The sequence below is a fragment of the Bacillus sp. BC08 genome, assembly GCF_054326875.1.
Genome location: NZ_JBTGPA010000024.1, coordinates 1 through 14,503 on the forward strand (window position 1 = coordinate 1; position 14,503 = coordinate 14,503).

Sequence of the window (14,503 nt, forward strand, 5' to 3'; positions counted from 1 at the left end):
CGCTACTGGTGCTACTGGTGCCACTGGACCTCAAGGTGCTCAAGGTAACACGGGTGCTACTGGTGCCACTGGACCTCAAGGTGTTCAAGGTAACACAGGTGCCACTGGACCTCAGGGTGTTCAAGGTAATACAGGTGCTACCGGTGCCACTGGACCTCAGGGTGCTCAAGGTAACACGGGCGCTACTGGTGCTACTGGTGCCACTGGACCTCAAGGTGCTCAAGGTAACACGGGTGCTACTGGTGCCACTGGACCTCAAGGTGTTCAAGGTAACACAGGTGCCACTGGACCTCAGGGTGCTCAAGGTAACACGGGGGCTACTGGACCTCAGGGTGTTCAAGGTAATACAGGTGCTACTGGTGCTACCGGCGCTACTGGGCCTCAGGGTGTTCAAGGTAATACAGGTGCTACTGGTGCTACTGGTGCTACCGGTGCTACTGGACCTCAAGGCGCTCAAGGTAACACGGGTGCCACGGGCGCTACTGGACCTCAAGGTGCTCAAGGTAACACGGGCGCTACTGGACCTCAGGGTGTTCAAGGTAACACAGGTGCTACTGGACCTCAAGGCGCTCAAGGTAACACGGGCGCTACTGGTGCCACTGGACCTCAAGGTGTCCAAGGCAACACGGGCGCTACTGGACCTCAAGGTGTCCAAGGCAACACGGGCGCTACTGGTGCTACCGGCGCTACTGGGCCTCAGGGTGCTCAAGGTAACACGGGTGCTACTGGACCTCAGGGTGTTCAAGGTAACACAGGGGCTACTGGTGCCACTGGACCTCAAGGTGTTCAAGGTAACACAGGTGCTACCGGCGCTACTGGTGCCACTGGACCTCAAGGTGTTCAAGGTAACACAGGTGCTACCGGCGCTACTGGTGCCACTGGACCTCAGGGTGTTCAAGGTAATACAGGTGCTACCGGCGCTACTGGACCTCAAGGTGTTCAAGGTAATACAGGGGCTACTGGTGCCACTGGACCTCAGGGTGTTCAAGGTAACACGGGTGCCACGGGCGCTACTGGACCTCAGGGTGTTCAAGGTAATACAGGTGCTACCGGCGCTACTGGACCTCAGGGTGTTCAAGGTAACACAGGGGCTACTGGTGCTACCGGCGCTACTGGTATAGGAGTTACCGGACCTACTGGACCTTCTGGTGGGCCTCCCGGACCTACTGGACCTCAGGGACCTCAAGGTAATACAGGTGCCACTGGACCTCAGGGTGCTCAAGGTAACACAGGTGCTACTGGACCTCAAGGTGTTCAAGGTAACACGGGTGCTACTGGCGCTACTGGACCTCAAGGTGTTCAAGGTAACACGGGTGCCACGGGCGCTACTGGACCTCAGGGTGTTCAAGGTAATACAGGTGCTACTGGCGCTACTGGACCTCAAGGCGCTCAAGGTAACACGGGTGCTACCGGCGCCACCGGACCTCAGGGTGTTCAAGGTAACACGGGCGCTACTGGGCCTCAAGGTGTTCAGGGTAACACGGGTGCTACTGGCGCTACTGGACCTCAAGGTGTTCAAGGATCAACGGGTGCTACTGGTGCTACCGGCGCTACTGGTATAGGAGTTACCGGACCTACTGGACCTTCTGGTGGGCCTCCTGGACCTACTGGACCTCAGGGACCTCAAGGTAATACAGGTGCCACTGGACCTCAGGGTGCTCAAGGTAACACAGGTGCTACTGGCGCTACTGGACCTCAAGGTGTTCAAGGTAACACGGGTGCTACCGGCGCCACTGGACCTCAAGGTGGTCAAGGACCAACGGGTGCTACTGGTGCTACCGGCGCTACTGGTATAGGAGTTACCGGACCTACTGGACCTAGCTTTCCTGTAGCAACAATTGTTGTAACAAACAACATTCAACAAACAGTACTGCAATTTAATAACTTTATTTTCAGTACTGCAATTAACGTAAACAATATTATCTTTAATGGCACAGATACAGTTACAGTTATCAACGGTGGTATTTATGTAATTAGCGTATCTATTTCTACAACTGCGCCAGGATGTGCTCCTCTTGGAGTAGGCATTTCAATTAATGGAGCAGTCGCTACTGACAACTTCTCTTCAAATCTAATAGGCGACTCACTTTCATTTACTACAATCGAAACGTTAAGAGCTGGCGCAAACATTTCTGTCCAATCTACTCTTAACGAGATTACGATCCCTGCAACAGGCAACACTAACATTCGTCTTACTGTATTTAGAATCGCTTAAATTCCACGATCTATTGTTTATGGCAAATAAAAAAAGAGCGAGAAACTCGCTCTTTTTTTGTTATGTACAATAATTCATTACTACTCTAATTCAATTGAAACATTTTTTTGTGGTACAAATGTAGAAATTGCATGTTTATAAATAAGCTGTTGCTTACCTTCTGTTTCCAGTAGGACTGTAAAATTATCAAATCCTTTAATTAATCCACGAAGCTGGAAACCATTTAATAAGTACAGCGTAACAAACGTATTTTCTTTACGGAGTTGATTTAAAAACTGATCTTGAATATTGATTGATTGCTTCATGTCGAATCCTCCTCTTTTTCTCTACTTATTATTATTCGACTTTAGTTGTAACTTTCCTTCTATGTATCGTAAAATTTCTGACGTTTTTTCACCGTCTGTAACATCAAACCATGTGACATCCATCTTATTACGGAACCATGTTAATTGACGCTTTGCATAACGACGTGAATTCGTCTTTAATTGTGATACCGCTTCTTCTAAAGAGACACGATCCTCAAAATAATCATATATCTCTTTATACCCAATCGCTTGAATAGATTGACAATCTCGTATCCCGCTATTATACAATCCTTCTACTTCTTTTAATAAACCTTGGTCCATCATTATATCAACTCGCAAGTTAATGCGATCGTATAGCATTTCTCGATCCATTGTCAAGCCAATCAAGGAAACATCGTATAATAACTCGTTTTCTTGTTTTTCAAGTTGATCACTCATTTTTTCACCCGTCGTGTGGAAAATTTCTAACGCTCTAATGACACGGCGTACATTATTTGCATGAATACGCTCAGCGCTTTCTGGGTCTATTTCTTGTAACTTTTTATGTACATATTCCACACCACGTTCTAATGCTAACTGTTCCATTTGTTCTCGGTATATAGTATCACCAGCATCTTCCGTAAACTGATAATCGAATAAAACAGATTGTATATACAGCCCAGTTCCACCAACGATAATTGGCAATTTACCACGCTCTGTAATCTCTCGAATATGCTTACGAACACGTTCTTGAAATTCGGCAACAGAAAATGATTCTTCCGGATTTTTTATATCGACCATATAATGTGGAATTCCGTCCATCTCTTCTTTCGTCACCTTTGCAGTTCCAATATCCATCGTACGATAAATCTGCATGGAATCTCCACTTATAATTTCACCATTTAACGCTTTAGCAAGATCAATACTTAACTTCGTCTTCCCAACAGCAGTTGGTCCAATGATGACAACAACTTTTTCACGTTGCACTTCTCCCATATCATTCAACTCTCTTTATGTGATGTACTCCATCTTTTGATTATATCCAATCTTACCAATTTTAACGGCATGATTGCAAGTTCTTTCATTCCGGTACATGAAATTATAAATAAAAAAAACATAGTTTGTCCAATTCCGCATATACATGATTAAAAATACCTTCGAGAGGATGAGTTGACTATGAAACAATCCACCCTTAATTTTTCATCTTTAACAAAAGACCTCATTTTAGCTACTGCTACAAAAGAACAAAATTGCTCACAAGAAGAATTATACTTCGCCTTAAATTGTTTGCTACGTTCTTTTCATTCTACTCTCCAAGAAACAACATTACATCCAGAAAATAAAAATACAGAATATATTCAAAATCAATTTTGCAGTGCATATAAAATTATTACAGGTAAAACGATTTATCCTTTTCAATAATCCATAAAAGGCGGTTGCTTACGTACTTTCAAGCAACCGCCTTTCCTATTCATACATATATACTATTCTATAACTTTCACTTTTACAGATTTGCGCCCCCAGTTATCAGCACTACCATCTGAACCAACTAAAACATCAATACGATTTCCTTTAATCGCGCCACCTGTATCTCCAGCAATTGCTTCTCCATATCCTTCTACCCATACTTTTGATCCAAGTGGAATTACTTTAGGATCAACAGCAATGACTTTCATATTTGGATTTGCTGTTAAATCATGCCCCATTGCAGTTAATACACGACCACCATACGTACCATTCTCACTTGGATGCGCTGTATACGCTGTCGCTTCTACTGTTATTTCACGTCCACCAGCAGGTGCACTTGTTTGAGTAGATTTCGCAACTTGTTTCGTAGTTGGCTGCTGTTTTACCACAGGTTTACTTGATTCTACATTCTTAACAGACTCTTTATTCTTAACTGCTTTATTATTTTTAACCGGCGTATTTACTTTTTCCGGCGCTTCTTCTTGCGTTACAACTTCTTTCTTTTCAATCACAGGTGCCGTCCCTGTTAAAAATGGCACGTGAACATATCCTGTTTTTCCATTATAGTCAAATTGTAACCATTCATTTTGAACTTGATTTGGCGTTTCAATTACATCATTTTTATTAAGTTTACCAAGAATTTCAGAGTCTGTATTCGCTCCAGCACGAACATTTAGCACGCCCGCTGTTACATAATATGTACTTTTTGTAAACTCAGCACTCACAAACGCTTCTTGACCATTTAATTTAATTTTTGTCCATCCATTTTCTGTATTTACAACATCTAATGTATTTCCACTTAACATTTTACCTACAAGCTTTGATTCTACAGTTGGGTTTTCTCTAACATTTAATACGTCTGTTGTTACAATCGTTTCTGCTTTCGCAGAACCCGCAAAAATCCCAAGACCAAAAACTGCTGCTGTTGCTATACCTAATAATTTTTTCATGAATAGCCTCCATTTGCTTTGTTTTCGTATTTTCATTATAGCAACAGGTTTTTAGGATTTTTAGAAATCACACAATTACAAACCATTCGTAATATACGATTAATGAGTTGTAACATAAATTTCCATATTAATGAATTCCATTTACAATAGAATTCCCAATAGTTTTCATATATTTTCCACATACAAGCACCAGAATTTTTTTCCAGAAAAAATTACAGTATTACTTTTTTGTTACAAAAAATTCATATTTCATTACATCTTTTACCAAAATCCATCATTCTCCAATTATTAACCTTCTTTTTTGTAATAAAAAGGAGCAGCTAATAAAAGCTCCTCCCTTTTCATATGTTATTTCACTTTCTTTTTCCAAATCCCCATCATAAGAGCTGAGACAACTGTCCCTATCAATATCGAGAAAATATATAACACCGGTTTATTTACTAATGCGATAACAAACAATCCACCATGCGGTGCTGGTAATGTAATTTGGAATAACATAGATAATGCACCTGCAATACTTGAACCAACAACACAACTTACTATTACTCGAACCGGATCTGCAGCTGCAAATGGAATCGCACCTTCTGTAATAAACGACGCCCCCATAATATAATTTGTTAAACCAGATTTACGTTCTGCTTCAGTAAACTTTGATTTAAAGACGGTAGTTGCGAATGCAATTGCTAACGGCGGTACCATACCACCAGCCATAACTGCTGAGTGAACACCAAAGTTCCCTGCTGAGATTGCAGCGATACCAAATGTAAATGCTGCTTTATTAATTGGTCCCCCCATATCAATTGCCATCATACCACCTAAAATTAAACCTAATAGTATAGCATTTGTACCACCTAAACTATTTAACCAACTCGTTAACATTTCATTTAACGCAACTACAGGTGGATTAACCACTTTTAACATGATAACACCTGTAATTAATAACCCTAATACCGGATAAATCAAGACTGGTTTAATACCTTCTAACTGCGCTGGTAAACTAGAAAATAATTTTTTCAAGCCAACAACAACATATCCAGCTAAGAAACCAGCAATTAATCCACCTAAAAAGCCCGCATTTGCTTGTGCTGCTAAAAATCCACCTACAACACCAGGCATAAAACCAGGTCTATCAGCAATAGAACTTGCAATAAATCCAGCTAAAATTGGTACAAGGAATAAAAAGGCTCCTTTTTCTCCACCGCCAATATTCATTAATATTTCAGCAACAGGACCTTCCGCCTTAATTCCACCGAACATAAATGCTAATGCGATTAAAATTCCGCCACCAACAACGAATGGAAGCATATTACTTACACCGCTCATTAAGTGCTTATAAATTCCTAATCCTTTTTCTTTCTCTGTACTTTCTGTCTTCCCATCTTCCTTTATTCCTTTAAAGATTGGCGCATCTTGTTTTACAGCTCGATTAAGAAGCGCTTCCGTTTTTCTAATCCCATCAGCGACTGGCACTTGAATGACATGTTTCCCAGCAAAACGGTTCATTTCTACTTGTTTATCTGCCGCAACAATTATAGCCGTTGCGCGTTCAATATCTTCTTTCGTTAAACCGTTTTTTATGCCTGTTGATCCATTCGTTTCAACTTTAATTGCTATACCTAGCTCTGCTGCTTTTGCTTTCAAGCTATCCGCTGCCATATACGTGTGAGCGATTCCAGTTGGGCAAGCCGTAACCGCTAATACGTACGGTTCATTTCCTTCTGGTTTTGTAACTTCAACCTCTTCTTCTTTTTCATTCTCTTTTTCATCAAATAAACGAAGAAGTTCCTCTTCATCCTTTGCTTCTAATAATTGCTTACGAAATCCTTCATCCATTAATACTGTAGATAGGCGTGATAACGTTTCTAAATGAGTATTATTCGCCCCTTCGCTCGCAGCAATCATAAAGAATAAATGCGCTGGCTGTCCGTCAAGCGATTCATAGTTGATACCGCTTACACTTCTACCAAAACAAATCGCCGGTTGCTTAACAGCTTTTGTTTTCGCATGAGGGATTGCAATCCCTTCCCCTATTCCAGTCGTACTTTGTGACTCCCTCTTTAAAATAGCTTCTTTAAATTCCGCTTTACTATTTAAACGATTTGCGCCGTCTAATTTCTCAACTAATTCATCTATGACAGCTTCTTTATTTGAAGCTGTCAAATTCATAATAACTGTATCCCTTTTTAATAGTTCTGTAATTTTCATATGTTGCTTCCCCCTATCGCTTAGTTACAATTACTTGCGACAATAATTCTTCTACTTTTTCCTTTTCACATAAATCAGCTGAAAATGCTGTTGCACTGCCTGTTGCAACGCCATATTGAAATGCCTTTTCAATATCTTTTGTCTGTTCATATTTCCCTACAAATCCTGCAACGAGAGAATCTCCAGCCCCAACCGAATTAATTACAACACCCTTTGGAACAGTTGCTTCATATATTCCTTCTGCCGTAAATAATAAAGCTCCATCTCCAGCCATCGATACGATCACATGCTCTACACCTTGTTCAATTAATTTTCTTCCATACGGTAAAATAGCTTCTACTGTGGAAATATCTACACCAAATAACTCACCAAGTTCATGATGATTAGGCTTTATTAAAAATGGTTTATTTTTAATTACATGCTGCAGCGCACTTCCACTCGCATCAACTACTACGCGAATACCTTTTTCAGCTCCAAGCGCTGCGATTGATTCATAAAAAGTAGTTGAGATAGACGCCGGTACACTCCCAGCTAGTACAACGCAATCTCCCTGCTTCATACTTTCAATTTGTTTCATTAATTGTTCAAATTGCTCATTTGTCACATTAGGACCTTGCCCATTTAATTCTGTCTCTTCTTGCCCTTTTATTTTCACATTAATTCGGGAATCTCCGTCTACTTGGACGAAGTTTGTTGTTACACCTTCCGCCTGTAATACATCTTTAATGAATCGACCGGTAAATCCACCAGTAAATCCAAGGGCTACATTTTCCACACCTAAACGATGGAGAACGCGAGAAACATTAATCCCTTTTCCTCCAGGAAACTTCATATCTTTCTCTGCTCGATTTACTGCGCCTAAATCAAAGGAATTAACTTGTACTACATAATCAATAGATGGATTTAAAGTAACTGTATAGATCATTGTTTATCAGCCTCAATTACATTGGTTTGTCTTTTATATTTTTCTAAATCAATTTCTAAATGGTTTGTAATAATATTTGCCTCTTCAACATTGGCAATTTTCGCAAACGCAACTTCCGAAAACTTACTTTCATCAATTAAGAAATATCCTTCGTTCGCTAATGTTAATGCCATTTGTTTCAAAAGCGCCTCTTCTGGATCTGGCGTTGTAAAACCAAGCTGTTCATGTACACCATTCGCGCCTAAAAAACATTTATCAAAACGATACTTTTGCATACTTTCCTGTGCCATAGCACCAATTAAAGCTTTCGTCCTACTTTTCATCATTCCGCCTAGTAAATATGCACGAATATTATTTTCAACTAAAGCTTCAATATGCATAAGTCCATTTGTAACGACAGTAACGTCTTTATTTATTAAAAATGGAATCATTTCAAATGTCGTACTTCCTGCATCTAAATAAATACAATCACCTTGTTCAACAATGCTAGCCGCATGCTTCGCAATTTGTTGTTTTATTTGAATGTTTTTGGACGATTTTTCAACCATCGTCGGCTCTTGTCCTTTTCCTGTTAAAATAGCCGCACCACCGTGAACTCTTTTTAATAACCTTTGTTTTTCCAATTGCGCTAAATCACGACGGATTGTTGATTCAGAGCTTTCTGTTCTTTCCACTAATTGTTGTAATTTAACAACCTTCAGCTCTTTTACAAGTTGCAATATCATTTGATGACGTTCAGGAGTTAACATTTCATTCACCTCTTCTTTGATTACAGTATAATGAAAACGATCACAAAAATCAACCATAAACATCCACTAATAATCAAAAACAATCATAAACAGTTATAAACAGCAAAAAAAAGAAACCCATTTGATATAACAATCAAATGGGTTTCTTTGCTTGATTCACTTATAAAGAAGCTTTATATATGCTTAAAACATCGTCTTTATTTAATTTTTTAAAGTTACCAAATTCGCCATAAGCCATTGCTTTATCCGCCATTAAATCAATTTCATTTTCCCCAATAGCGTAATCAGCTAATGTTACCGGCGCCTCAATTGAAGTCCAAAATTGACGTAACGCCTCAATTCCTTCTAACGCAATTTCTCGATCTGTCTTCCCATCCGTTTCTACATCGAATACACGAATAGCGAACTGTTTAAAACGACTTACATTTTCATCTACAACATGCTTCATCCAGTTCGGGAATAAAATCGCCAGGCCACCCCCATGTGGTATATCATGAACCGCAGAAACAGCGTGCTCAATATTATGAGTTGCCCAGTCCCCTTTAACCCCCATCGCTAAAATGCCGTTTAACGCCATAGTACCGCAATATAAAATGGTTTCTCTATGCTCATAATTTTCTAAATCACTTAAAAGCTTAGGAGCAGTTTCAATGACTGTTTTTAAAACAGATTCACAATAACGATCTTGTAATTCTGTATTTGTTCCATGATGGAAATACTGCTCTAATACGTGAGACATAACATCTACCATACCGTAAATTGTTTGATCTCTCGGTACAGACGCAGTATGGACTGGATCTAAAATCGAAAACTGCGGAAAAGTAACCGGGCTACCCCAGCCATATTTTTCATTCGTTTCCCAGTTTGTAATGACAGAACCCGCATTCATTTCAGATCCTGTTGCCGCAAGCGTAAGTACCGTACCAAATGGTACTGCCTCACTAGCAAATGCTTTTTTCGTTACAATATCCCACACATCTCCATCATATTTGCTACCAGCAGCAATTGCTTTCGTACAGTCGATTACACTGCCTCCGCCAACTGCTAATATGAATTCAACGCCATTATCTTTACAAATTTGAATCCCTTTCTTTACAGTTGATACACGAGGATTCGGTTCAACGCCTGTCAATTCAAATACTTCTGCATTTATATCTTTTAAAATAGAAATTACATTATCATAAATACCGTTTCTTTTAATACTGCCTCCCCCGTATACGAGAAGAACTTTTTTACCGAACTGTGGAATTTCAGTTTTCAACTGTTCTAACTGCCCTTTACCAAAAATAAGTTTCGTTGGATTACGAAATACAAAATTTTGCATATTCCTTTACCATCCCTTCTATATGAAAAGCAACTATACTTTTGTATACCATATTTTTTTCATTTCACAAAAATATTTGCCTAACAAAAAAATCCCAGCCTACAGGCTGAGATTTTTTATTGGTAATAAGGTGAGATCATTAAGTAAACAATAACACCAGATAAACTTACATATAACCAAATCGGCATCGTCCAACGTACAATTTTACGATGACGTGTTAATTGATTTGTAAAACCAAATACAAGTGCAAACAATGCAAGTGGTACAATAATTGCTGCAAGGATAATATGTGTAATTAAAATAATGAAGTACACATATTTAATGAATCCTTCTCCACCAAAATGTGTTGCCGGCGCCAAGTAATGATACGATAAATAAGAAACACAAAATAGCAACGTCGTTGTAAATGCTGCCAGGATGAAACCGCGGTGCATTTTCACATTTTTCTTAATAATAGAGTATAAAGCTGCTAATAAGAATACAAACGTAAAGCTATTAAAAATTGCATTTAACATTGGTAAAATTGTTACATCAAAATGTACTTCTCCTTCATAGCCAACAGGTCCAAAAAACAAAAATAAAATAATCGCATTTACAATTACAGAAAGCGTTATCACAATAGGAGCATAGCTTTTCTGATTAGTTGATTGATCCACCAAAATGGTCACTCCTCTTCCTTCAATTATGTATACGTAACCTCACTATTTTAACATATTATTCACAGTGTAAATGTGACAATAGTTTGACACAGTAAGACAGAGCAAAGAAAAAAATCCTTCTTAATAAAACTTCTTAAGAAGGATTTTATCGCTTTATTATTTAAATAGCAATGTAATTAGTTTTTGTTGAAAAACGTATTGCTATATGCTTGAAAAATTTCAGACACTTGATATCCCATTAAAGAAATTGCTGTTAATGAAAAGAAACCAATCATAAGAAATCGAAACCACATATAAATCTCCTCCTTGTATTTAGCTTAAAAAGCAGTCGCTATATTACAAGTGGAGTGGTACTCTTCATCGTCACTTTCCTTTTTCTTTACAATTGCTGTTATAAATCGAATCATAAAGAATATAACAAAAGGAATTTGTTCGTAATTTACCTTGGCATAGTTTGGCAACGGCTCGCGCTGCACATCGAACGGGGATGAGAAGGAATAGAACATACCTTGCTCTTCCATATATACAATTACAATTTTCATACAAAACATTATTCCTAGAAACGAAACAATATCTTGCCATTCTGTCGTATATAACAGATTATATAGCTCTAATACGTACTCTTCCATTGTCATCCCCCCTTCCTTTTTTACCATTTTGCTCGCCTTCGTTTAAAAAGTCAAGAAAAAAGTTTATACTCACTATGACAATAGTAATTACTTGTTTCTATGATTATATATGATTCTTTTATAGCAATGATTGGGTGTAACTCTCTTCTAAAACAAGAAATTAGAATCGAACAGATTCCTCATTTTTACTTTTAGAATTCAACACTGTACTATTTTTATTTCTATTAAAAATAAAATACGAAATTATTATAAGAACAGTAACAAGCATCGTTAATAGTGCCTGTGAACGTAAAGATTCAATTGCGAGCATTGCAACTAAAACTGCTATAATCGCAGCAATTGTAACATATGTTACATATGGAAACAGCCACATTTTCACTTTCAAATTTTGTTGTTCTGCTTCCCCCATTTTTTTACGTATCTTGAAATGTGAAACTGCTATAACGAGATAAACGAGTAACGCAATCCCGCCAGATGCATTCACTAAAAATAAAAATACTTTATCTGGAGATATGTAACTAAAAACAACTCCAATGTAAGCAAAGAAAGTTCCAAATAAAACTGCCCGAACTGGAACACCACTACTATTCAATTTCAAAAATGCCTTTGGTGCATCTCCTCTTTCTGCCATTGAAAAAAGCATTCTTGAGTTCGTATATAAACCCGAATTTAAACAAGAAAGTACAGCTGTTAAAACGATAAAATTCATAATTTGTGCCGCCGCTGGTATCCCTATATGTTCCAATACCGCCACAAATGGGCTTTTTAGTATGTTCGCTGAATTCCACGGAAGGAGTGTAACAACTACAGCGATCGATCCAATGAAAAATACGAGAATACGCCAAATCACACTATTTGTTGCTGTTTTTACTGCTTTTACAGGTTCGGCAGACTCTCCAGCGGCTACTGCAACAATCTCAGATCCCATAAATGAAAATATAACGACGGTGATTCCAAGTAGCACCGAACTTATACCATTTGGCATAAACCCTCCTTGCCCTACTAAATTAGAAGTGCCAGGCGCTTCAGTTCCTGGTACAAATCCTAAAATAACAGCTAGTCCAAGACAAAGGAACAAAACAATACTTATTACTTTAATAAATGAAAACCAATATTCAAACTCTCCAAATGATTTCACCGAAAAAACATTCGTCAACGTTAATAAAATCGTTAATATTAGGCTTAATAACCAGAGCGGGATTTCTGGAATCCAGTATTGAATAATACCAGCTCCTGCTGTAGCTTCTATTGCAATAACAATTACCCAGAAAAACCAATATAGCCACCCAATTGTATAACCTGCCCATGGACCAATTGCCTCTCTTGCATATGTTGCAAATGAACCACTTGTCGGATTAATAGCTGCCATTTCTCCTAGCATTCTCATAACGAAAATAACTAGAAGTCCTGCTAATGCATATGAAACGATAGAACCTGGACCTGCTGAATGCACAACCGCACCACTTCCAACAAACAAGCCAGCTCCTATTACGCCACCAATGGAGATCATTGTAATGTGGCGTATTTTGAGGTCTTTCTTAAGATTTTTATCCAACTCTTGTACATCCCCTTCCAAACTTAATTTTGAAATTTACCACGCATTAACGGACCGTAAGACCCCTACCTCAAATTTCAGTGGAAGCAAGGAAGTTAGGCGGGAATCTACTACCCGTAAAAGCCCGATTGGTGAGGGCTGATAATCAGCGGGGATGAACAAAACCCCCACTGATTAAAGTTTCACTTTATGTAAGAGTATTATGCGAAAAATCTTGTCCTATACTTTAAAATATATCAAAATATTCTGAATTTAACAATCGTAATTCGACCGCCTTCAGAAATTATTTCATTAGGTTTAATAATTTCCCATACACAATTATTGAGAAAATTATAGTCACCTTACAAAAGAGCGAATTTTCATATAACATTAAATAAACAAGATTATACATCTAGACAACTTTTTGTATAGGAGTGTTGATATGTTAAACAAGTTCAAATTCATTTGTTGTACTTTAGTAATTTTCTTACTGCTACCGCTAGCTCCCTTTCAAGCACAAGCAGCAAACCATTTAGGATCAAAACTACTCGTTGGATACTGGCATAACTTCGATAATGGTACTGGCATTATTAAATTAAGAGACGTTTCACCAAAATGGGATGTACTCAATGTATCTTTCGGTGAAACTGGTGGTGATCGTTCCACTGTTGAATTTTCTCCTGTGTATGGTACGGATGCAGAATTCAAATCAGATATTGCTTATTTAAAAAGTAAAGGAAAGAAAGTGGTTCTTTCAATAGGTGGACAAAATGGGGTCGTTTTACTTCCTGATAATGCCGCTAAGCAACGTTTTATTAATTCCATACAATCTCTAATTGATAAATACGGTTTCGATGGAATAGATATTGACCTCGAATCAGGAATTTACTTAAACGGAAATGACACTAATTTCAAAAACCCAACGACTCCTCAAATCGTAAATCTTATTTCAGCTATTCGGACAATCTCAGATCATTATGGTACAAATTTTCTATTAAGCATGGCTCCTGAAACTGCTTATGTTCAAGGCGGTTATAGCGCATATGGAAGCATCTGGGGTGCATATTTACCGATTATTTACGGAGTGAAAGACAAACTAACATACATTCACGTTCAACACTACAACGCTGGTAGTGGAATTGGAATGGACGGTAATAACTATAATCAAGGTACTGCAGATTACGAAGTCGCTATGGCAGATATGCTCTTACATGGTTTTCCTGTAGGTGGTAATGCAAATAACATTTTCCCAGCTCTTCGTTCGGATCAAGTCATGATTGGACTTCCTGCAGCACCAGCTGCCGCTCCAAGTGGCGGATATATTTCTCCAACTGAAATGCAAAAAGCTTTAGATTATATCATTAAAGGAATTCCTTTCGGAGGAAAGTATAAACTTTCAAATCAGAGTGGCTATCCTGCATTCCGCGGCCTAATGTCTTGGTCTATTAATTGGGATGCAAAAAACAACTTTGAATTCTCTAATAACTATAGAACATATTTTGATGCTCTCCCCTTACAAAAATAATAAAAAAACCAACAATAGGTTTTATATAATCTATTGT

The 14,503-nt window shown here is 38.5% G+C and carries 13 protein-coding genes; 3 read left to right on the top strand and 10 right to left on the bottom strand.

The genetic code is table 11. From position 1 onward, the window contains the following. Window positions 1–2,215, top strand: a 2,215-nt coding sequence (locus tag ACXVYO_RS05675) for a Gly-Xaa-Xaa repeat protein (protein ID WP_458466254.1), incomplete at its 5' end; no start/stop codon positions are given. 80 nt (window positions 2,216–2,295) lie between these two features. On the opposite strand, the gene hfq is transcribed toward ACXVYO_RS05675, so the two are convergent. Together hfq and miaA are read right to left on the bottom strand one after the other, a co-directional pair. Further along, on the bottom strand, window positions 2,296–2,520 hold the full coding sequence (gene hfq / locus ACXVYO_RS05680; protein WP_000813896.1) for an RNA chaperone Hfq: 225 nt from the start codon (window positions 2,518–2,520) through the stop codon (window positions 2,296–2,298). Between the two features lie 21 nt (window positions 2,521–2,541). After that, window positions 2,542–3,495, bottom strand: a complete 954-nt coding sequence (gene miaA, locus ACXVYO_RS05685; RefSeq protein WP_458466255.1) for a tRNA (adenosine(37)-N6)-dimethylallyltransferase MiaA — start codon at window positions 3,493–3,495, stop codon at window positions 2,542–2,544. Between the two features lie 180 nt (window positions 3,496–3,675). Here miaA and ACXVYO_RS05690 point away from each other — a divergent pair, with 180 nt between their 5' ends. After that, entirely contained in the window at window positions 3,676–3,921 is a 246-nt protein-coding gene (locus ACXVYO_RS05690; RefSeq protein ID WP_088122929.1) for a hypothetical protein, read from the top strand. A gap of 62 nt (window positions 3,922–3,983) precedes the next feature. Here the strand turns inward: ACXVYO_RS05690 and entD are convergent, their stop codons facing one another. The 8 genes from entD to gabP all read right to left on the bottom strand — a co-directional run bounded on the left by entD (window position 3,984) and on the right by gabP (window position 12,962). Continuing rightward, window positions 3,984–4,916 (bottom strand): cell wall-binding protein EntD, encoded by a 933-nt coding sequence (entD, locus tag ACXVYO_RS05695; protein WP_458466256.1) that lies wholly within the window; start codon window positions 4,914–4,916, stop codon window positions 3,984–3,986. Between the two features lie 348 nt (window positions 4,917–5,264). Next, a complete protein-coding gene (locus tag ACXVYO_RS05700) occupies window positions 5,265–7,121 on the bottom strand; it encodes a PTS fructose transporter subunit IIABC (protein ID WP_458466257.1) in 1,857 nt (618 codons plus the stop codon). A 13-nt stretch (window positions 7,122–7,134) separates the two neighbouring features. Further along, window positions 7,135–8,046 carry a 1-phosphofructokinase gene (gene pfkB / locus ACXVYO_RS05705; protein ID WP_458466258.1) on the bottom strand — a complete coding sequence of 304 codons (912 nt, stop codon included), beginning with the start codon at window positions 8,044–8,046 and terminating at the stop codon, window positions 7,135–7,137. After that, window positions 8,043–8,795, bottom strand: coding sequence for a DeoR/GlpR family DNA-binding transcription regulator (locus ACXVYO_RS05710; protein ID WP_458466331.1), 753 nt, complete (start codon window positions 8,793–8,795; stop codon window positions 8,043–8,045). Before ACXVYO_RS05710 ends, pfkB begins: the two co-directional genes overlap by 4 nt. 160 nt (window positions 8,796–8,955) lie before the next feature. Beyond that, entirely contained in the window at window positions 8,956–10,119 is a 1,164-nt protein-coding gene (locus ACXVYO_RS05715; RefSeq protein WP_458466259.1) for an iron-containing alcohol dehydrogenase, read from the bottom strand. A gap of 116 nt (window positions 10,120–10,235) precedes the next feature. Further along, window positions 10,236–10,778, bottom strand: a complete 543-nt coding sequence (locus tag ACXVYO_RS05720) for a DUF420 domain-containing protein (RefSeq protein WP_000228316.1) — start codon at window positions 10,776–10,778, stop codon at window positions 10,236–10,238. Window positions 10,779–11,095: 317 nt separating this feature from the next. Further along, window positions 11,096–11,434 (bottom strand): hypothetical protein, encoded by a 339-nt coding sequence (locus ACXVYO_RS05725; protein WP_458466260.1) that lies wholly within the window; start codon window positions 11,432–11,434, stop codon window positions 11,096–11,098. Between the two features lie 133 nt (window positions 11,435–11,567). Then, the gene (gabP, locus tag ACXVYO_RS05730; RefSeq protein ID WP_458466261.1) at window positions 11,568–12,962 is read right to left on the bottom strand and encodes a GABA permease; all 1,395 of its coding nucleotides are present in this window, start codon (window positions 12,960–12,962) and stop codon (window positions 11,568–11,570) included. Window positions 12,963–13,383: 421 nt separating this feature from the next. On the opposite strand from gabP, the gene ACXVYO_RS05735 reads away from it, so the two are divergent. Further along, a complete protein-coding gene (locus tag ACXVYO_RS05735) occupies window positions 13,384–14,466 on the top strand; it encodes a chitinase (protein WP_458466262.1) in 1,083 nt (360 codons plus the stop codon). The last annotated feature ends 37 nt before the right edge of the window (window positions 14,467–14,503 follow it).